We start from the raw sequence: 19,944 nt of genomic DNA on the forward strand, positions 1-19,944 counted from the left end.
AATTAACATAAAAAATATAGATTAATTTTTATCCGGAGGAATTGTTTTCTCCGGATTTATATTTTATCAATAGCTTGTAAAAGAGTTGATAACAGAGTGCTTACGTGTTTCTGCAAGATGATATCAATATATCCTAAAATTTATCTCTCCTTAATATGCTTCTATTTCCTCAAAATCAATATTTCGGGAATCTTTGTAAATAGATGGATTCTCCTGCTTTAGTATGGTTTTGATTTGTCAGCCGAATGTAGCATTTATCAAAAAGTCTAAATATCATCAAATAAATGACGGAAATAAAGTTCCGGTGATTCTAAAAAACTTTTTGTCAATTGATAATGCTCAGTATTTTTATAATCTGTGAGTTTAATATTGTCATCTAATAAAAAGATGTCAGCACCAGGATAGGACATCAGAATGGGGGAATGTGTAGAAATAATAAATTGGGCTTTACCTTCTCTTTCTAATTTATTAATAATGGATAATAACGAAAGCTGTCTTTGCGGTGATAAGGCCGCTTCGGGTTCATCAAGAATGTAAATTCCCTTTTGAAAATGATTATGAAACAAAGATAAAAAAGCTTCACCATGAGATCTGTGATGTAATGATTTCCCTCCATATGCATCCAAGACCTGTCTGTCACTTCTAGCCACTTCATCAATATAGGTTGCAAAATTGAAAAAACTTTCTGCTCTCATAAAAAAACCTTGTCCTGTTTTTATTTTCCACGACAATGTAAGATATTCTGCCAATTCTGATTCTGTTTTATAAAAAGCGTAGTTATGATTTCGATTGCCCCCAGATAGATTAAAATCGCATTTGTCGGCAATAGCTTCTAGTAAGGTAGATTTGCCTATACCGTTTTCACCAACAAAGAACGTGACATTTTTTTTGAATTTAATGTCTAAACCATTTTTTAGAAAAGGCAGGTTAAAAGGAAATTTTTTTGGTCGTTCATCTTTTAGATAAATTCTTGATAAATAAGACATTGTTAAATTATTGATTATCATTTGTTTGCAAAAATCATGCAAAAAATAGATTAGTGTAGCATAAACTTTCCTTAATGAGGTCCATCTTACGATTTAAAAGCAATAACTTTTTTCGGTACTATGAAAAAGTAGTGATTTTATGCCGTTTCAATTGATCAATTTTATCACATCAACTAATAAAAATCATATTATGAATATTGAAAGAACAGAATTTACTGCCTGGATGGAAAGGATCATGGAAAGGTTTGATATTCTTAGGGAGCAGATGATTAAGAATCAAACCCAGTTTATGGAAATTGACGGTGAACAGCTGTTGGATAATCAGGATGTTCTACAGCTTTTAAAAATCAGCTCACGGTCTCTTCAAAGGTACCGTAGTGATAAAAAATTACCTTATTATACCATCAGCGGTAAGCTGTATTATAAGCTGTCGGATGTACACCAGCTCATTCGGGAAAGTTTAAGCTCCTGATAAAAGAAGACATATGCAGCCAAAGTTGTCAATGTAATTCCACTTTCACATTTCAACTGTCCTCAGCAAATATCTTCACCATAATAAATAAAAAAATGTGATGAAAGATGTAACTATAGATTCTCTGGAAGACCAAGATGCTGAACCAGCAAAAGAAACATTACTTGTTCTGAATACCCATACCAATAAAGTTGAAATGGTAAAGGGAATTGATAAAAATGGAAATCTTCAGAAACTTTCTCCTGATGATAGAAAGGAGAATGATCAGTTCATCCGTATAGATAAACATGGTGACCTATTTTCTAACTTCTTTTCCAATTTTTACCGGCAACTTAAAAACCCCAGTCATTTCAATTTTTTTAAAGTCTCTGAATATGATGCTGTGAACACGGCAAAGGACCTTCAGAAATATGTAGATCAGGCATCTCCTGACGAAAAAGTAAAGCTTAAAGAATATGAATTGCTACCAAGAAACATCAACAACCTAAAAAATCAAAATACAATGGACAACAACACAGAAACTCAAGAGTACCGTTTTAAGCCGGAACAGATCGATTGGAAAACGATGGAGAAATTTGGAGTTAATCAGGAGAAGCTTGAAAAGCTGGATGTGATGGACGCTCTTCTGAGGGGTTTTAAAACTAATACGCTTATTCCTATCACCATTGATCTGGGAACTGCAGTCAGTAAAATGGATGTCAGGTTATCTCTTCAGGCTGGAGATACGGGACAAGTTACTGTTCAACTACATGGCATACGTCGGGAACCAAACCTCAATATGAAATTCTTGGGACATGAATTCAGTGAGGAGGATAAAAAGAACCTTAAAGAAACCGGAAATATGGGAAGGGTAGTTGAGCTGGTCAATCCTAAGACCAATGAAATTATTCCATCGGTCATCAGCAGAGACATGCTTACCAATGAACTCGTGGCTTATAGAGCAGAATATATGAAGGTCCCTGATGAGATCAAAGGGATACAACTCGATGAACATCAAAAACAGACACTGTTAGAGGGAAGGCCGCTTTACCTGGAAGGTATGACCTCCAAAAAAGGAGAGTCTTTTGATGCAACGGTACAATTCAATGCAGATAAACGGTATGTTGAATTTCTATTCAACAATATGCCAAATCAGACTCAAAGCCTAACCCAACAACAAAGCGGGGTCAGTGCACAAGCCCAAAACAAAGATGTTGAAGCACCAAGAACATTCAGGGGCAAAGAACTTGATGATTTACAATATGATAAATTCAAAGCTGGGCAGACGGTTTATATTGACGGATTGATTGACGGAAAAGGTAAAGAATATAAAGGGTATATAACTTTTAACGCAGAAACTTTAAAGACTGATTTCTCTTTTACCAGTCGCAATAGACTCAAAGAAAGAGTGCAGCTTACACAAGATCATAAAACTCAAAAAGCGGTTACCTCTGATGGCAAGACCAATGAAGCAACTAAAACTACTAAAAAAGCACTGGAACCCAAACTGCAGCAGCCCTCCAATAAGCAGCAGAAAAATCAGAAAGAACAGCCTAGCAGGTCTAAAGGACGCAGAATCTAATTAATCTAAACTACAAAAATGAAAGCAGTTATTGCAGAAAAACCTAGTGTGGCAAGAGAGATTGCACAGCTATTACAAGCCAACGACAAACAGGACGGTTATCTGATGGGTAATGGGTATTGCATTACATGGGCATCGGGACATTTGATATCACTGGGAATGCCGGAAGATTATGGGGTAAGAGGCTTTGAAATAGCCTCTTTACCCGTCTTTCCCCAACCGTTTATATTGACTTCCAGAAAAATAAAACAAGCAAACACTTATCAGAAAGATCCTTCCGCGCTGAAACAACTCAAAGTAATAAAGAATGTTATCAGTCGGTGCAGCAGCATTATTGTGGCCACTGACGCAGGAAGAGAAGGTGAACTTATTTTTAGATATATCTACGACTATCTGAACTGCAATAAACCATTTGAAAGACTTTGGATCAGTTCATTGACCGGAAAAGCTATATCAGAAGGCTTTGAAAATCTGCGATCAGGTGCAGCTTTCAATAACTTATATGCCGCGGCCAAGGCGAGAAGTGAGGCTGACTGGCTGATAGGAATCAATGCTACTCAGGCTTTAACTATAGCTGCTTGTAGAGAAATTTATTCCTTAGGCAGGGTTCAGACTCCGACATTGGCTATAATCTGTGAAAGATTTTTAGAACATCAAAATTTTAAAAAACAAAAATACTGGCAGATTCAGTTAAAGCACCGAAAAGAATATCTGGATTTTACCAGTCTGTCTACAGAAAAATGGGAAGATAAAAAGCAGATTGAGCAAATCATAAAAGCCATTGATCGGCAAGGCAGAGCTACTGTAGAGGATGTCTCTATCAAAATGGTACAGGAACAGTCTCCTTTGCTTTTTGATCTTACCGAACTTCAAAAAGAGGGCAACAGAAAACTCGGACTTTCAGCAGATGAGGTTTTACAGACCGCTCAGCACCTTTATGAAAAAAAGTTCATAACTTATCCTCGAACCGGAAGTAAATATATTCCTGAGGATTTATGGACAGACATTCCGGATCTTTTAAGAATTCTCAATACAACCGATCAGTTCAAACTTGCTATATCAAGCTTAAAATTCGGCAATTTCAATAAACGAATAGTAAACAATGTTAAAGTGACTGATCACCATGGGCTGCTGATCACCACAAAAATACCTTCTGCGCTGAATGCTGCAGAAAAATCAATTTATAATATGATTGCCTACAGGTTACTGGAATCACTTTCAGAACCATGCTCAAAAAAGGTCAGTGACATTAGCATCAAAGTACATCACTATGAATTTCATATCAAAGGATCTACAATTATCAACAAGGGTTGGCGTTCTATCCAAGGTATTCTTTCAGATTATAGCAAACACAACAGGAATAACGATGAGAACATAAATAATATTGAAGAACCTTTATTTGAACTTCCCGAATTTAAGACCGGTGATGAACTTAAAATTTCGGAAACAAGATTACTCGAAAAGACAGCAATGCCTCTTCAACTGTATACCGAAGCAGATCTTTTATCAGCTATGGAAAATGCAGGCAGACATACAGAAAATAAGGAGAAAAAGAAAGCGCTTGCCAACATTGGTATTGCTACCCCAGCTACCAGAGCTTCTATCATTGAAACTTTACTTAGCAGAAATTATATCATTCGAAAGAACAAAACACTGCAACCCACAGACAAAGGACTTCAGGTATATCAACTTGTCAAAGACAAAAAAATAGCTGATGTCCGGATGACCGCAGAATGGGAAATGGCTTTGGACCAAATCGAGAAAGGTGAACTTAATGCCAATCAGTTTATGGTGAATATCCAAAACTATACAAAAGAAATCACTCACGAGCTCCTTTCTTTATCCATTCCCCAAGAAAATGGTCCTGAGCTCAAATGTCCCCAATGTCAACATTCCAATCTTGTCATCAAAGATAAAACCGTACAATGTCCAAGTGAGCAATGCTCTTGGATGTTATTCAGAACAATATGTGGTATACAACTCAACATACAGGAAATTACTTCTTTAATAACGGAAGGAAAATCTCCACTCATTAAAAATATGAAAAGCAAAAACGGTAAAACGTTCAATGCCTGTATTGTTTTAAAAGATGATTACAATATTTCTTTTGAATTTAAAAGGTAGTTTAGTTAGATAAAATACAATTCCCTAATTTTTATTTAAATCCATCCATCTAAAACGTTATTAACGTTACATTCAAATACAATACTTGAAATTTACTTTCTACGATTATTTTTTGCCTTTGGTTTTATTTTTAGAATCTTTCTCAACCAATAGACTATATTTTTAAATCTTTGTAAATGAATATTTTCTAATTTTTCTTGATATAAATTTAATTCGTCTAATAATTTTAATTGTTTTCTTATATATTCTTTTTCATTGATAATCTTGTCTTCATAAAGTTTTTCATTTTCTAAAATTTCTTCTTCAATTTCCGTTAATTTCTGAAGTATTATAGATTTTATTTTCATAATAAACTTTATAAGATATTTTACAATATATGGACCTAACTTTTTAATTATGCTAAATAATTGTCCTTCAAATTTAAGATATACTTTTTTGTAATATTTACGGATTCCCATAAACGACAAAGCGGGACTCTTATTATTACAATGAAAGAGAGTTAATAGATCTAATAGAAGATGAGCAGCAGTTCCACTTTGTAAGACTTTTTGATAACTGAATATTTGTCCGCTTACAGCTACAATACAATATCGCAATTAGTAGCTTATAATATATAGTAGTAGTTAATCTATATGATTTTAATTATTTGTAGTGAATCCTACTGGCTGTAGTGATTATCATATATGTTACGCTATATAAAACTACATTGTTTTTGTTTTTTACGATAAGTGGGTATCCTATTTTTGTAAAGCTTTGGTGTTTAAGATAAGATAAATGCATTAGTAAAGAAGTTGGGAAGGGCAGCCAGCCCACATTTGAAAAGATATAATCTTTTTTTGAATTAATGAAGTTGCTAAAAAATACATGACAAATATGAAAAAAAAAGATGAGTACCAACATTATATTGGTATGAGTAAGCAGCAAATGATCACAGAAATGAACAATCAAGCCAATTACTATATGGCGAACAGATGGGAATATCATACGAGTACGAACTGGCTTGGAAAAAAAACAATTTTAACGCTTTTTTTCAGGAATGATATTGTATATAAAATAAGGATAAAAAAAACATATAGAAAAGTAATATCCCAAACATTGTATAATGTTTAAGTTTTATATAATAGAGAGATTTTATAAAATACATTGAGTATGAGGTTGACAGGTTTGCTTTAAATCCGATTCCAATTGGGATGTTATGATGGGAATACTATGAGCTATCTAAATCAATTGAATCAAATACCATATTTAAAAGATGTACAGTAAGGTTTTAATTACTTTTTGGATAATTACAGTTACTAATTTTATTGGACTTTCTTATGCTCAAAAGAAAAAGATCTATGATTATACAGAAGCATTTAAGCCTTTTTTTTATCCTCAAATCAGTTCTAAAACGCGTTCTGCAGATGGACAACCAGGACCTGCGTACTGGCAGAATTCAGCTGATTACATCTTAAATGCTACGTTGAATGATGAGAAGAATGAAATCATTGCCAGTACAGAGATTACTTATACCAATAACAGTCCTGATCAATTAAACTTTCTGTGGCTTCAGCTGGATCAGAACGTGTTCAATAAAGAATCCCGGTATTATGCTGTAAATCCATCAGAAACTGTGGATCCCATTGAAAAGCCTGGTGGGGGATACAAAATTCAAACTGTAAAAGTTGATGGTAAAGATGCAGAATATGTTATTTCTGATACAAGAATGCAAATAGATTTGTCAAAGCAGCTTAAAGGTAATGGTGGGATTGCCAATATTAAAATTGATTATAGTTTTGTTTGTCCCAAGTTTGGATTAGACAGAATGGGAGTACAGCAAACAGCAAAGGGAAAAATATTTGCTATTGGACAGTGGTATCCCAGGATATGCGTTTATGATGATGTGTCAGGCTGGAATACTTTGCCTTATCTCGGGGTTTCAGAATTCTATTTAGAGTATGGGAGTATTAGAGCCAATATTACTGTGCCGGCTGACCAATATGTTGTTGCTTCCGGCGAGCTTCTTAATGAAAAACAAATGTATACCAGAGAAGAGATTAAACGTTGGAAACAGGCAAAAAATAGTGATAAAACGATTAACATACGATCCGAAGCTGAATTTGATAAAAACACATCTTCAGGAACAAAAACATGGAAATTTAAAATTGAAAATGCCAGAGATTTTGCATGGGCCTCTTCCTCTGTATTTGTTATAGATGCGGCCAGGATTAATTTATCCAGTGGTAAAAAAGTCTTAGCTGTTTCTGCATACCCTTCAGAAAGTGGAGGGAAAGATGGATGGGCAAAGTCTGTAGAATATACGAAATCTGTTATAGAATATAATTCTCAGAAATGGTATGATTATGTCTATCCCTCGGCAACAAATGTAGCAGCAACCAGAGGCGGAATGGAATATCCTGGAATAGTATTTTGCAGTTGGGGTGCTAAGGGTGAAGATCTGCAGAATATTACGAATCATGAATTTGGACATAATTGGTTCCCGATAACTGTAGGTTCGAACGAAAGATTATTTTCATGGATGGATGAGGGATTGAATACCTACTTAATTGATTTATTTACAGAAACTTTCAATAAGGAAATATCTCATAAAAGGAAAAATATTGCCCAAACAGGTACTGTACTCATGAATGATACACTAGAACCCATAATGGTTGGTGAAGATAATATGAATATAGATCATGTTGGAATACTGGCTTATCATAAACCGGGAATAGGGTTGAAAATATTAAGAGAGTTAATTTTAGGGCCTGAAAAATTTGATAAAGCATTTAAAGCTTATATAAGATATTGGGCATTTAAACACCCTACACCATGGGACTTTTTCCATACCATGGAAAATGTTTCCGGTGAGGAACTTAATTGGTTTTGGAGAGGCTGGTTTTTTAACAACTGGAAGATTGATCAATCTGTACAAAGAGTGGAATATATAAATGGCAACTCTAAGAATGGGGCCTTAATTACTGTTGAAAATCTGGGGCAATTACCTATGCCAACGACAATCCAGGTGAAATTTAAAACGGGAAATATACAAATTTTTAAAATTCCTATTGAAGTTTGGAAGAAGAATACAAAATGGACAGTTAAAGTTAATTCAGATAAAGAAATAAAAGAGGTTAAATTAGATCCTGCTGATCAAATTCCTGATATTAATCCTAAGAACAATATATGGAACTCTAATCAGCAAAGTGTTAGAAAATAATTAAGCCCAGCCATTTTAATCTATTAACATTTCTATTTATAATCATCAACTTAATCATTAAAGCTCAAGATTACGAGATAAAACTCAGCAGTTTATTAAGTATTATCACCTAATTTGATTGAATATTTATGTTAATCCTGTACATAATTTATGGAAGACAAAAAATTAAGAGACAATAGAACCTGTCTGAATTGCGGACATCAAGTTGAAGAAAGATTTTGCCCTCACTGCGGTCAAGAAAATATTGAAAACAGACAATCTTTTCATTTTCTCTTTACTCATTTTATTGAGGATTTTACACATTATGACGGACAATTCTGGAAAACCATACAATATCTGTTTACGCGTCCGGGAATACTTACTAAAGAATATTTGGAAGGTAAAAGGCAGTTATATGTAGCACCTGTAAAATTATATATTTTTATAAGTTTCATTACATTCTTCCTTCCCAATATTTTACCACATGCCAAGGAGGAAGCAAAAAAATCCAGTCCGCATCTACAAATAAAAGTAGAGCAGAGAGAACTCTCAATAGGTATCTCACAAGAGGTGCAAAAAGAAGAAGCTCAGACTCGTAAAGATACCACTATCACTCAAAAAGCGCTGGACACGTTAAAGATAAAAGATATTGAAGAAAAAAAAGATTTTTTTGACGGCACATCTGATACCAAAGAAGCATCTGTCATGGATGCTTATTCAATAGAACAGTATGATTCTATTCTTGCCAAAGATAAAACAGGAATTTATACAGTAATGAGACCAGTTTCAAAAAAAATATTTGAATTAATGGGAGAGGGATTCACTAAACATCAGATATGGAAAAAATATAAAGAAAATCTTATTCATACGGTTCCTAAAGCACTTTTTGTATATCTTCCCATATTCACATTCTTTTTATGGCTGTTTCACAACAAAAAAAAATGGTGGTACTTTGATCATGGGATTTTCACTCTTCACTATTTCTCATTCCTGTTACTGGATGTGTTGATACTTATTATAGGAGAAAAGATTACCAGTTTTTTACCAGGCAATAATTTATTTACCTTATTGTATAGTTTAGTATGCTTAGCACTTGCAATCTATATGACGGTGTATTTATTTTTATCACACTACAGGGTATATGAAACAAAAAAAAGAACAAGTATATTGAAAGGTTCTTTATTATTTATTATAAACTCTATTGGGTTGATGCTGATGTTTATGATATTGATATACTTAAGCTTTCTTACACTTCACTAGTTTCTAATCTAATTAATTTTAATCCAACCTCTCAATGTGCTTATCAATCTTTCTTTTTTGCACTTCCAGTCGTTGAAAACCTTATTAAAGGTACTTAATATTGTGGAATAAGAGAGCAGTATTTAGCAATTGAAGATATTGATCACCCGAAAACTAAAGCTAAAAGTTCCCAAACCACTGGGTATCTTTGAACCTTTCTATAGGACGATACAGGGAGAGTTTTATGCCACAACTTTCAGAAAAAAATTTATAGGAGCATTGAGGAACTGCAACTGGCCTAAACCGCTGGCTGCTATATTATAACAATGAAGAAATACATACTGGAAAACATTGTTATGGTAAAACATCAATGCAGACGTTTTTGGATAGTAAAACTTATGACAAAAGAGAAATGAAATGTTTGAAATGCTTTTGGAATAACAAAAAATCCTTACTTTTGGAAGTAAGGACAATATTGGATAACTGTCAAATCAAGTCATAGCTATTACATATGATCTTATTCTTAGTGATCAATTTATATTTATAAACTATAAATATCTCAACTATTGATTTTTATCTATTATCAACATACCATGAACCGCCATCGCATATCAGGTCTATAAATCTGAATCTGTTATTGTTTCCAGTAATTGTAAGCACCGTATTATTGTAAACCCAATTTGAAGGCACAGTTGTTCCACTATTAAGGGAAGAGACACCATCTAAAATAAGATTAGGATTAACTCCTCCATATAAATAAAAGCGTACTAATTTACCTCTAAATGAAGAAGTTGGAGGAGGGAGTGTTATTGTATGTGTTTTATCTACAAAATAAAAATCGAATAACTGTGCAGGAGTATAGGTAGACATATTTGTTGTACCATTTGCTGCAAGTGTAGTTACTTTTAGTACATTACCTGCCCTTGAAAAAACATTTCCATCAGTATCTGTTACCATATAGTTGTCACTAGAAGAAGTAGAACTGGGAATTACTCGTATTCTTACATTACCATTGACATCAAGGTTTCTTGTAGGGGTTTGGGTATTAACACCCACATTTCCAGTTTGACATAGTACAATATTCGAAAATATTATCGCGAAAGAAATTAAAAATGATTTCATAGTTTTTATTTTTTGTTTAGTATTGTAAATTTAAGTTGCTAATCTTAAACAAAAAATAAAATAAGTATAGTTTTATATAGATTTTACTATAGGATTAAAACTATATAATTTATGCTATATCTGATATATGAAAGTTAATTTTAAAGCCATGTGCATCTCAATTTGGATATTTTAATTTTAGGAAAAAAGAGGTATTAAATTATTGTAAAATAAATTGATTGATCAATCACTTTAATAGGTTCTTAAAATATTTAAAATATCAACCAATCTAAATTCGTATTTCAAAATACTATTTACTCTTTCTGCTACTATATTTTCATGGTCACTAGTAGTTTTAAAGTTGAGAATAGGTGTGTACTTGCTTGCTGGAACAAGAAGTTGAGGATCATCTTTACATGTGGATGGTCTAAAATTTGTACGTAAAGATATTGCCAATTTTTACTGAGATATTCATTCGGAACCATAATAAAATATAGATAATATGATCATCGATGAAAGTCTTTTGCTCGAAAATGGAGCAGTTTACGAGGATTATCCCGCAAAGGAATTTATTTATGAAATGGGAGGTATTCCCTATTATTATTTCCAGATTGTTAAGGGGACAGTAGAACTGAATAATTACCATGAGGATGGAAAGGAGTTTACTCTGAATATCCTCTCGGAGGGTCAAAGCTTTGGAGAATCTTTACTGTTTGGGAATAAAAACTATCCCATGAATGCTGTTGCAAAAACTGACTGCAGGATCCTGAAATTACCAAAATCCAATTTTCTGAGTATGCTGAGTACAAATACGGAATTGATGTTTACGATTTTCCGTTATCTTTCAGATCGTCTTTTCTACAAATATGTAATGCTGTTTAATAATTCAGCCATTGATCCGATGTCGAAAATAAAATCGTTAATGGATTATTATAAAGGAAGTTCATTAAAACAAACCCCTTATTCTTATCCAGTTCCGCTCACCAGACAGCAAATTGCCAATTTAACGGGTTTACGGGTCGAAACAGTAATACGCACCATTAAAAAGATGGCGGAAGATAATGTTCTTAGGCTTGATGGACGAACGATTTTATATTAAAGTATTTTTACAATAATAATATTTCATGTTGAATAAAAGATAATTCTGTTAACCAGATATTTGGAATATAAAAAAAGGCTGTCTCGTATGAGATGGTCTTTTTTTTATTCAGGGAACATTTTCTAAGTAAGGAGGAAGCCGACCGGTTAAAAGATACACTGCTCAGTACCGCTCCATGGGAACAGCGTACCCAGAAGATGTATGATAAAATGGTATTCAGTTTAATGGAGTCTTGCTGAATCTTTACAGAAACCATAATGATTCTGTTGCCTGGCATAGAGACAAGGAAAGAGCCAGTATGGTAAACGGCCTGTGATTGCCTCTATCAGCCTTGGGCAAACCAGAAACTTTGATTTCAGGAAAAAAGACCATCATGCAAGCAAGTACAGCTTACCGCTTCCGCATGGTTCGCTACTCATTATGAAAGGTTATTTGCAGGAGAACTGGGAGCATCGGATTGCTAAATCTATAGTGCCCATGAAAGAGCGGATTAATCTGACATTTAGATTAGTTCTTGATTCTTAGGTGTATGTAGATGTTTTTTGTATAAGATAACCTGTTTTTCAGAAGTTTACTAGAGTGTTGAAAATATTATAGAAATACGTATTTGAAAAACAGGCTATTAATTTTTTTATGGCTCAAGTCTAGGGCCACCACATGAACTGTACGGAACGCATGTTAGTTTATCATTGATAAAACATAGTCTGGTACAATCTGATCCGCCAACGATTGTTTTTAATTCTGATTTTTTAAGCTTTTTTAAATTTTTCATACTAATATATTTTATGTTCATAACAAATCTCACAAATAATTATTATATAGTAGATGAAATTAACGAATTTTAACGTTCAGGCCTTGTTTGTTACTTGTATTATAAAATTATTGCTCTAAGAAAAGCTTGTTTTCTAAAGTAATACAATATCAGTTGAATTGTTATCTCTTAAAATTCTTTACATTACATTTATTTTTTGATAAATGTATGACGCAGGATTTCTCCATTTTTAGTTTTTGCTGAAAGAAGATAGCTTCCGGTTGCCAGCGTTGAAACGTCAATAGCTTTTCAACTGGCTATAATTAGAAATTGAATAATTTTTAATTGGCTTCAATTCTTCATCCGGCAGATCTCTTAAAAAAGTATGATAAAGAACTTCTTTACGTATCGAACTTCAAATTCAGGAGATGGTTTCATAAGCTAAATTGAAAAAAAATAGATAATACTGACAAAAATAAAAAACTCAGTTAAAAAGAATTTAGATGTGGTATTCTACATCCCTGTATTTTGTAATATAGATAATAGCTACAAAGATAATTTATACTTGCTAAGGAAGTTGAATATTTTTTAAACGAAATGTTTTGTCGTTTAAGCAATATATTTTTGTGAAATAAATATAAATTATATGGTATGAAGCTAATTGTGGATATTTTAATTATAATAAATGTAAATATTTGTCGTTTCTTAAAAAATGTTAAATTTGCAACGTTTTAATAAAACTAATCACTAACTCAAAAAAAAGCAACAATACGGGAATGAGAAAAATCTATCTCGGAGCGCTTACCTTATGCGCTTTTCTGGGCACTTCTGCCCAAGAGGTGGTATGGCAGAAAGATATCAAATCCTCTACCCAGGATTTTTTAAGCCAGATTACCACAACTATTGATCAGCAGTATCTTATCACAGGAAGTTCTATACGGTCTAAAAGTCAGTCACAAGCGGCTGGCGGCCAGAAGCAAAATAACGGTTACGATTTTCATCTGGTAAAGCTAAACCAACAGGGAGAAGAAGTCTGGGAAAAGTATTTCTCAGGATCTAATCATGATTATTTGTCAGCAACTGTTACTACACAGGATGGTGGAAGTTTGTTAGCAGGTACTTCTTATTCAGGGAAAGGTTTGGATAAGAAAGATGATTCTAAGGGAGGATCTGATATCTGGCTGATCCGGATCAATGAATTCGGTGATGAATTATGGCAGAAAACATTAGGCAGTTCTTCTGATGAAGAAGCAAGAGCTGTTATACAGACAACAGACCTTGGATTTTTTGTTGCCGGAAATATACAGAATGGCTCAAAAGGATATGGTTCCAAAGATGTCTTCATTACTCGGCTGGATAAAGATGGAAAAGAGCTATCCCAAATAATCTTAGGAGGGAAAGGTTTGGATGAAGTAGAGAAGATGATTCCAACGAAAGATGGCGGAGCATTGCTTGGAATTTATTCCAGAAGTTCACTGGGAGGAACAAAGAAAACTGAAAACTTTGGTGAGGGAGACTACTGGATTGTGAAGCTTGACAAAAACGGAAGGGTAGAATGGGAAAAGAATTTTGGAGGGAAAGGAGATGATCATTTGAGAACCTTGGCATTAACTTCAACTGGCTTTATCATTGGTGGAGAATCCAGGTCAGAAAGATCAGGGAATAAAACGGCAGGCCTCGAAGAAGGATCAGACCTTTGGCTCATATCATTAAATGAAAGAGGTGAAGAGCAGTGGCAGAAATCCTACAATTTTGGGAATCGTGATATCCTGATGGGCATGAATGTAATTCATTCAGCAGATGATAAATCTTCCAAAGGAATTTTATTGGGAGGCTATACCCAGGCAGAAGGAAGAATAGAAACCGATGATGAAACTTTCTGGATGCTGTATTTAGATCAGAATGGTACTGAGCAGTGGAGAAAACATGTCAAAGGAGAATCCAGACAAAAAGAAGAAAGACTTTCTGATTTAAAGCTGAACAGAGATGGTTCGATTATTCTGGCAGGAACCAGTGCAGAAGAATTGGGGAAAGAAAATTGGAAGATAGTAAAACTTGGAGACAAGCAGGTGGATCAGTTAATCGAGAAGTATGATATCAAGATTTATCCAAACCCAGTATCAGATTATGCCTATGTAGAAATTGGTTTTGATTTTAAAGAGGCTGATATTCTGCTGTATGACATGAGCGGAAGACAGCTTCAGAGTATTAAAACAAAGAATAGAGTAACCAAGATTAATACTCAGGCACTTATTCAGGGAGCTTATCTGGTGACAATAAAAACTGATACCAATAAAACAGCGAATGCTAAACTGATAAAAAAATAACCATGAAAAGAAAAATATTAACTGTAGCTATTCTGTCAAATATTTATTGTCAGTTAAATGCACAAACAGGTAATGATTTTAATAAAGATGTAGATAATATTAATAAAATATTTCCAGCAGCTCCTACTTCAAATAATTTAATGAAGTTTGAAGAAGTGCCGGTAAGTTATTATACAGGAATTCCAGATATCAGTATTCCTCTTTTTAATATTCCAACAAGTAACTCTAACGTTAATCTAAATGTCCAGTTAAAATACCATCCATTAAGTGCAAAACCAGATGATAAAGCTGGAGAAACAGGGCTTGGTTGGAATTTGTTAGCAGGAGGAACCATTACAAGAACAGTAAGGGGAGGAGTTGCTGATGGCAAAATAGAATCTACTTTTATGTCTTCTCCTCCTGCAGTAAAATATGGAATCTATAGACATGAAAATAACCCGACCTACAAATTGATATTTGACCAGCTTACCAACTGGAATATCAACGAATATGCATTTTATGTGGGAATTGGTACATATGACACTGAATATGATCTGTATCAGTATAATTTTATGGGTTATTCAGGAAGATTTATCATTAAGAAAGATCCTAATGGTAATTTTATAGCTGAGAAGCTGGATCGGAATAATTTAAAAATTACAAGTACCCATGATTCAGGAGGTGAGGTGCAGACCATTACCATTACAGACGATAAAGGGAATCAATATTTATTTCGGGGAATGGAAACTTCTTCAAAAAATGTATCTACTGTAAAAGTGGGATTGCTTAATGGTTCCAGTGATATAGCCACTAATCTTGGTGGAGGAATATATTTTACAGCATTTCATTTGGAAAAAGTTAAAGATCCAAGCAGTAATGTATTACTTACATTTAACTATGATCAGGCTTCGCAAGTAGAGTATAAAGATCCGGAAACAAGAACAAACAGACTAGCGGGAAATATTACATACAGCTATTCTAACACAACAATGAATCCCGATCCTCAAATGCCTGGAGCTATAGAGGCCCAAACTGTATATAATACTGCTAACACAAAACTTCTGACCAGTATTGTAATAACAGATAAAGGAACAGTAAACTTTTTCTACGAGAAAGGAAGAACCGATTCTAATTATCTGAACGCCTCTAATTTGTATAAATTAAAATCAATTCAAAGCAATATTACAGGACAAAGTAATAGCCAATATGTCGATAAGTATTCTTTTGATTACGATTATTCAAACACATCCTTTTATAACCCTCCCTCTCCTCAGGGTTTTTTGCAAAAACTTTTGCTGAAAAAAATCACAAAATCGAGTTTAGGAAATAACTTGAATGAATATAATATTGCTTATAATAGTTTTGATAAAACTTTTGGAAAAGACAATTGGGGATACTACAAAGGACCAGAACCTTATAAACCGACTTACATTACTCAAGATGTTATCAACTCTATTACTTATCCAACCAAAGGCAAAGTAGTTTTTGATTTTGGAGAAAATATTTATAGCCATGCTGCCGGGTTTAATCAGCCAATGGAGCCTATTTCAGGAGAATGGGTGGATTCAGTTAGTACTTTTACATTGGATATCCCTTCATTTAGCCCCTCGCAGAAAAAAGAATTTTTTACGATACTTTCACCGCAGAAGGTAAAACTGCATCTTGATCTGGGAAGTTTAATATACTCAAACTGGAGATTTGATATTTACCAAAAAACCGGAAGTAACACCTATTCTCCTTCATTACATTTTTGGGAAATGTCATGGCAGTCTTGCTTAAATAATGGTAATGTACAGTGTCCAAGCCATAATCCCGGTGAGAACTCACAGCCAATTACCGAGTTTGATGGAGAAGTGGATCTGCAACCCGGCACTTATTATGCATCATTCACAGGGAGTTATGGATATACACAGATGCCTGTCTCATACAATTATACAGCGACTACGAAAGAGCATTACTTTACAAGTTACCTGACCAAAAAAGGAGGTGGATTAAGGGTTAATAATATTAAATATTTTGATAATCCTGTTTCGACAAATCCGGCAAAGGAATTTATATATGATTATACTGATATTAATGATCCTCAAAAAAGCAGTGGAGCTTTAGTTTTCCCGGAACCTGTTTTCAGATATGAAGAAGGAATTACATATGAGTATCACCCATCTCTTTCCGATGGCTATTTAAATTATAGCTGTACATCTGATACAACCACCAATTTCAATATCATTCCATCTGAAAAAACACAGGGTTCAGATGTTGGATATCAGTATGTAACCTTAAAGCAGATTGTGAGAGGCAGTAATAACAGCATTACGGATAACGGTAAAACGGTTTATAAATTCAGATCACCTATTGATTTTCCTAACCCGGAAATGTTTGTACCAAGCATGCCTATTTTGCCGATTACGAATCATGATTACCTTAGAGGACAGATGGTTTTTGAGAAAAAATACGATATGGATGGTAAGATACTTTCAGAAGTTAATAATGAATATGCGAGCTACGTATTTGAAAAACTTGAAGGAGTAAAGGCAAAGGATAATTTTTATAATAATATTAATCCTGAAAGATACAAGTATAAATACTATAGTGCCTTTCAGCAATATTTTCCTCAGGTCATTTTAGCTACCCCTTACAAATATTTTACAAAATATGGTATCACCTTACCATCGAAGAAAGTTGAGACGTCTTATTTTTATAAGAATGGAGTCCAGAGTTCGGTAACGAGCACAACAAACAGTACGTATAATTCTTTTGATTATCCTTCATTGTCTACACAGCTTCTTGCTGATGGCAGTGTAACAAAGACCAATTACCTGTATGCAACGGAGAAGAATAACCAGAAACTAATCAATGCCAATATGATCAGTATTCCATTGGAAACAGGCGTAACTCAAAAGCTAAATACTGTGGTTGCAGAGAAAGCGGTTGCCAAGACAGAGGTTATTTATGATCCCTCTACCACAAGTCTTTTTCCTGATGCTGTTACTGGATTGAATACCCTGACCAACGTTATGGAAACCAAGATAAAGTATGATAGATATGACAGTAAAGGAAATCTGGAGGAGTATACCTTGAAAGAAGGTACCCCTGTTACGATTATCTGGGGTTACAACAAAACGCAGCCCATTGCCAAATTGGAAGGCGTGAGAAAGTCAGATATCCAGCAGTCGTTAATTGATACTATTGTCAATGCATCGAATATGGATGCATCAGCAGGATTGAATAATGATGAATCTACTTTGTTGAGTGCTTTAGATACTTTTAGGAAAACGGCAGTACCTGGAGCGCTGATTACGACTTATACTTATGATCCTTTGGTAGGAGTCAGAAGTATCATACAGCCTTCAGGATTAAAGGAACTCTATTTTTATGATACGGAAAACAGAATTAAAGAGATAAAGCAGGAGACCAGGGATGCAGCGGGTAACGTATCCTATAAGACCTTAAAAGAATACCAATACCATTTTAAAAACTAAAACTGATGAAGAAACTCATAATTCCAATAGGAATCCTGGTGGCTGGCTCACTGCAAGGTCAGCTTTCACCGGCAGAGAACTATATCTATACTAAAACCTATCTTGACCATACGAACTTAAAAGTAACAGAAAGTGTCCAATACTTTGACGGACTTTCAAGACCTAAGCAATCAATTAATATAAAAGCTTCTCCTACAGGTAAGGATGTTGTAACAAAATTTGAATATGATGCGTTTGGGAGACAGGTAAATGATTATCTTCCTGTCCCTCAGAGCGGGACCTTAAATGGGGGTATTTATGCTTCCCCTCTGTCCAATGCTGTTAATCCCGATATTTATGGGAATGAAAAGATTTATTCCGAGAAAAGACTTGAAAGCTCTCCTTTAAACCGTATTCAGGAACAGGTTCAGGTAGGAACCGCCTGGTCAGGCAAACCTGTAAAATATGAATACGGGACCAATGGAACTGGCGAAGTTTACCATTATCTTATCTCTTCCAGCTGGTATCAGGGAACAACCAAGAGCATTTTTGACCCCGCTTCTGCTATTGCTTATCCTTCGGGGCAGCTGTATAAGAATACGGTAAAGGATGAAGACGGCAATGAGACCCAGGAGTTTAAAAATGGAAAAGGTCAGGTGATACTGGTAAGAAAGGTCATCAGCCCAACATTGAATGCAGATACATATTATGTTTATAATGAATATGACCAGTTAGCCTTTGTTATACCACCAAAAGGTGTATCTGTGTCTATGACGGATTCGTTACTTAATGAGCTTTGCTACCAATACCGTTATGACGGCCGTGGCAGGCTTGCGCAAAAGAAGCTTCCTGGGAAAGGCTGGGAATATATGGTGTATGACAAACAAGACCGTCTAATTTTGACTCGTGATACTGTTATGGAAGGAAAAGGTCAGTGGCTTTTTACCAAGTACGACAAATTTGGACGTGTTGCCTACACCGGGATTATATCTGGTGGAGACCGTGAAACGATGCAGAACCAGCTCGGCAGTCAGAATATTGTAGAAGAGCAGACAGCTACCGGTTTTAACAGGCCTGGGATTATGGTATACTATACGAACAATTTTCTATCAGATTCCCAGACTATTCTGAGCATTAATTATTATGACAATTATCCTCGTGATACTAAGAAGTTTCCACCTTCTGTTATTTTAGACCAGCCTGTGATTAATGCAGCGAGCAGTGTGAGTACCCAGGGAATGCCAACGGCTTCTTATGTAAAGAATGTAGAGGATGATAACTGGACCAAAACGTATTTCTATTATGATTTCCGGGGAAGAGCAGTAGGAACTCATTCTGTAAACCATTTGGGAGGATATACAGGAACAGAAAGTCAGCTTGATTTTTCAGGCACGCCTAAAATGACTGTTACCAGACATAAGCGTTTAGATACCGATGTTGAAAGGGTTATTACAGAAAATTTTGAATATGACAGTCAGAACAGGTTACTGGTTCATAAACATCAGGTAGATAATAATGCTGTTGAATATCTTACGCAGAATAAATACAATGAACTTTCTCAGGTTGAATCCAAGAAAGTGGGAGGGATTGCTGCGGATTCCCCTTTGCAGCAGATGGATTATAAGTATAATATCAGAGGCTGGATGACCAGGATCAATGATCCTTCTAA

At 34.6% G+C, this 19,944-nt stretch carries 13 protein-coding genes and 1 pseudogene; 11 read left to right on the top strand and 3 right to left on the bottom strand.

Translation table 11 applies throughout. The annotated features are described in order from the left end of the window. Positions 1–266 precede the first annotated feature (266 nt). Positions 267–986, bottom strand: a complete 720-nt coding sequence (locus LC457_RS23125; RefSeq protein ID WP_209785015.1) for an AAA family ATPase — start codon at positions 984–986, stop codon at positions 267–269. Between the two features lie 190 nt (positions 987–1,176). On the opposite strand from LC457_RS23125, the gene LC457_RS23130 reads away from it, so the two are divergent. The 3 genes from LC457_RS23130 to LC457_RS23140 all read left to right on the top strand — a co-directional run bounded on the left by LC457_RS23130 (position 1,177) and on the right by LC457_RS23140 (position 5,143). Then, positions 1,177–1,458, top strand: a complete 282-nt coding sequence (locus tag LC457_RS23130) for a helix-turn-helix domain-containing protein (RefSeq protein WP_209785014.1) — start codon at positions 1,177–1,179, stop codon at positions 1,456–1,458. A gap of 100 nt (positions 1,459–1,558) precedes the next feature. Further along, the gene (locus LC457_RS23135) at positions 1,559–3,019 is read left to right on the top strand and encodes a DUF3945 domain-containing protein (RefSeq protein WP_209785013.1); all 1,461 of its coding nucleotides are present in this window, start codon (positions 1,559–1,561) and stop codon (positions 3,017–3,019) included. Between the two features lie 18 nt (positions 3,020–3,037). Continuing rightward, entirely contained in the window at positions 3,038–5,143 is a 2,106-nt protein-coding gene (locus LC457_RS23140) for a type IA DNA topoisomerase (RefSeq protein ID WP_209785012.1), read from the top strand. Between the two features lie 92 nt (positions 5,144–5,235). Here the strand turns inward: LC457_RS23140 and LC457_RS23145 are convergent, their stop codons facing one another. Beyond that, positions 5,236–5,490 carry a hypothetical protein gene (locus LC457_RS23145; RefSeq protein ID WP_209785011.1) on the bottom strand — a complete coding sequence of 85 codons (255 nt, stop codon included), beginning with the start codon at positions 5,488–5,490 and terminating at the stop codon, positions 5,236–5,238. 905 nt (positions 5,491–6,395) lie between these two features. Here LC457_RS23145 and LC457_RS23150 point away from each other — a divergent pair. The 3 genes and pseudogenes from LC457_RS23150 to LC457_RS23550 form a co-directional block, all read left to right on the top strand. Continuing rightward, the gene (locus LC457_RS23150; RefSeq protein ID WP_209785010.1) at positions 6,396–8,342 is read left to right on the top strand and encodes a M1 family metallopeptidase; all 1,947 of its coding nucleotides are present in this window, start codon (positions 6,396–6,398) and stop codon (positions 8,340–8,342) included. Positions 8,343–8,492: 150 nt separating this feature from the next. Next, positions 8,493–9,581: a DUF3667 domain-containing protein gene (locus LC457_RS23155; protein WP_209785009.1), complete on the top strand. Its 1,089-nt coding sequence runs from the start codon at positions 8,493–8,495 to the stop codon at positions 9,579–9,581. A gap of 98 nt (positions 9,582–9,679) precedes the next feature. After that, a pseudogene (locus tag LC457_RS23550) lies at positions 9,680–9,954 on the top strand (IS481 family transposase); the annotation flags it as partial. A 179-nt stretch (positions 9,955–10,133) separates the two neighbouring features. Here LC457_RS23550 and LC457_RS23160 read toward each other — a convergent pair. After that, complete coding sequence (locus LC457_RS23160) at positions 10,134–10,682, bottom strand: hypothetical protein (RefSeq protein ID WP_209785008.1); 549 nt, start codon at positions 10,680–10,682, stop codon at positions 10,134–10,136. 481 nt (positions 10,683–11,163) lie between these two features. On the opposite strand from LC457_RS23160, the gene LC457_RS23165 reads away from it, so the two are divergent. The 5 genes from LC457_RS23165 to LC457_RS23185 all read left to right on the top strand — a co-directional run. Then, positions 11,164–11,760 (top strand): Crp/Fnr family transcriptional regulator, encoded by a 597-nt coding sequence (locus LC457_RS23165; protein ID WP_209785007.1) that lies wholly within the window; start codon positions 11,164–11,166, stop codon positions 11,758–11,760. Between the two features lie 312 nt (positions 11,761–12,072). Next, positions 12,073–12,285: an alpha-ketoglutarate-dependent dioxygenase AlkB gene (locus LC457_RS23170; protein ID WP_223601905.1), complete on the top strand. Its 213-nt coding sequence runs from the start codon at positions 12,073–12,075 to the stop codon at positions 12,283–12,285. 1,002 nt (positions 12,286–13,287) lie between these two features. Then, positions 13,288–14,838 carry a T9SS type A sorting domain-containing protein gene (locus tag LC457_RS23175; RefSeq protein WP_209785006.1) on the top strand — a complete coding sequence of 517 codons (1,551 nt, stop codon included), beginning with the start codon at positions 13,288–13,290 and terminating at the stop codon, positions 14,836–14,838. A gap of 2 nt (positions 14,839–14,840) precedes the next feature. After that, the gene (locus LC457_RS23180; RefSeq protein ID WP_209785005.1) at positions 14,841–18,296 is read left to right on the top strand and encodes a hypothetical protein; all 3,456 of its coding nucleotides are present in this window, start codon (positions 14,841–14,843) and stop codon (positions 18,294–18,296) included. Between the two features lie 5 nt (positions 18,297–18,301). After that, positions 18,302–19,944, top strand: a 1,643-nt coding sequence (locus LC457_RS23185) for a DUF6443 domain-containing protein (RefSeq protein WP_223601906.1), incomplete at its 3' end; no start/stop codon positions are given.

The organism is Chryseobacterium sp. GVT01B, from assembly GCF_019970045.1.
Lineage (GTDB): Bacteria > Bacteroidota > Bacteroidia > Flavobacteriales > Weeksellaceae > Chryseobacterium.

Excerpts from the sequence above, each read along its gene's own strand:
- LC457_RS23175 (WP_209785006.1), top strand. The coding sequence starts at position 13,288 with ATGAGAAAAATCTATCTCGGAGCGCTTACCTTATGCGCTTTTCTGGGC.
- LC457_RS23140 (WP_209785012.1), top strand. The coding sequence starts at position 3,038 with ATGAAAGCAGTTATTGCAGAAAAACCTAGTGTGGCAAGAGAGATTGCA.
- LC457_RS23165 (WP_209785007.1), top strand. The coding sequence starts at position 11,164 with ATGATCATCGATGAAAGTCTTTTGCTCGAAAATGGAGCAGTTTACGAG.
- LC457_RS23145 (WP_209785011.1), bottom strand. The coding sequence starts at position 5,490 with ATGAAAATAAAATCTATAATACTTCAGAAATTAACGGAAATTGAAGAA.
- LC457_RS23150 (WP_209785010.1), top strand. The coding sequence starts at position 6,396 with ATGTACAGTAAGGTTTTAATTACTTTTTGGATAATTACAGTTACTAAT.
- LC457_RS23130 (WP_209785014.1), top strand. The coding sequence starts at position 1,177 with ATGAATATTGAAAGAACAGAATTTACTGCCTGGATGGAAAGGATCATG.
- LC457_RS23135 (WP_209785013.1), top strand. The coding sequence starts at position 1,559 with ATGAAAGATGTAACTATAGATTCTCTGGAAGACCAAGATGCTGAACCA.
- LC457_RS23155 (WP_209785009.1), top strand. The coding sequence starts at position 8,493 with ATGGAAGACAAAAAATTAAGAGACAATAGAACCTGTCTGAATTGCGGA.
- LC457_RS23180 (WP_209785005.1), top strand. The coding sequence starts at position 14,841 with ATGAAAAGAAAAATATTAACTGTAGCTATTCTGTCAAATATTTATTGT.
- LC457_RS23160 (WP_209785008.1), bottom strand. The coding sequence starts at position 10,682 with ATGAAATCATTTTTAATTTCTTTCGCGATAATATTTTCGAATATTGTA.
- LC457_RS23125 (WP_209785015.1), bottom strand. The coding sequence starts at position 986 with ATGTCTTATTTATCAAGAATTTATCTAAAAGATGAACGACCAAAAAAA.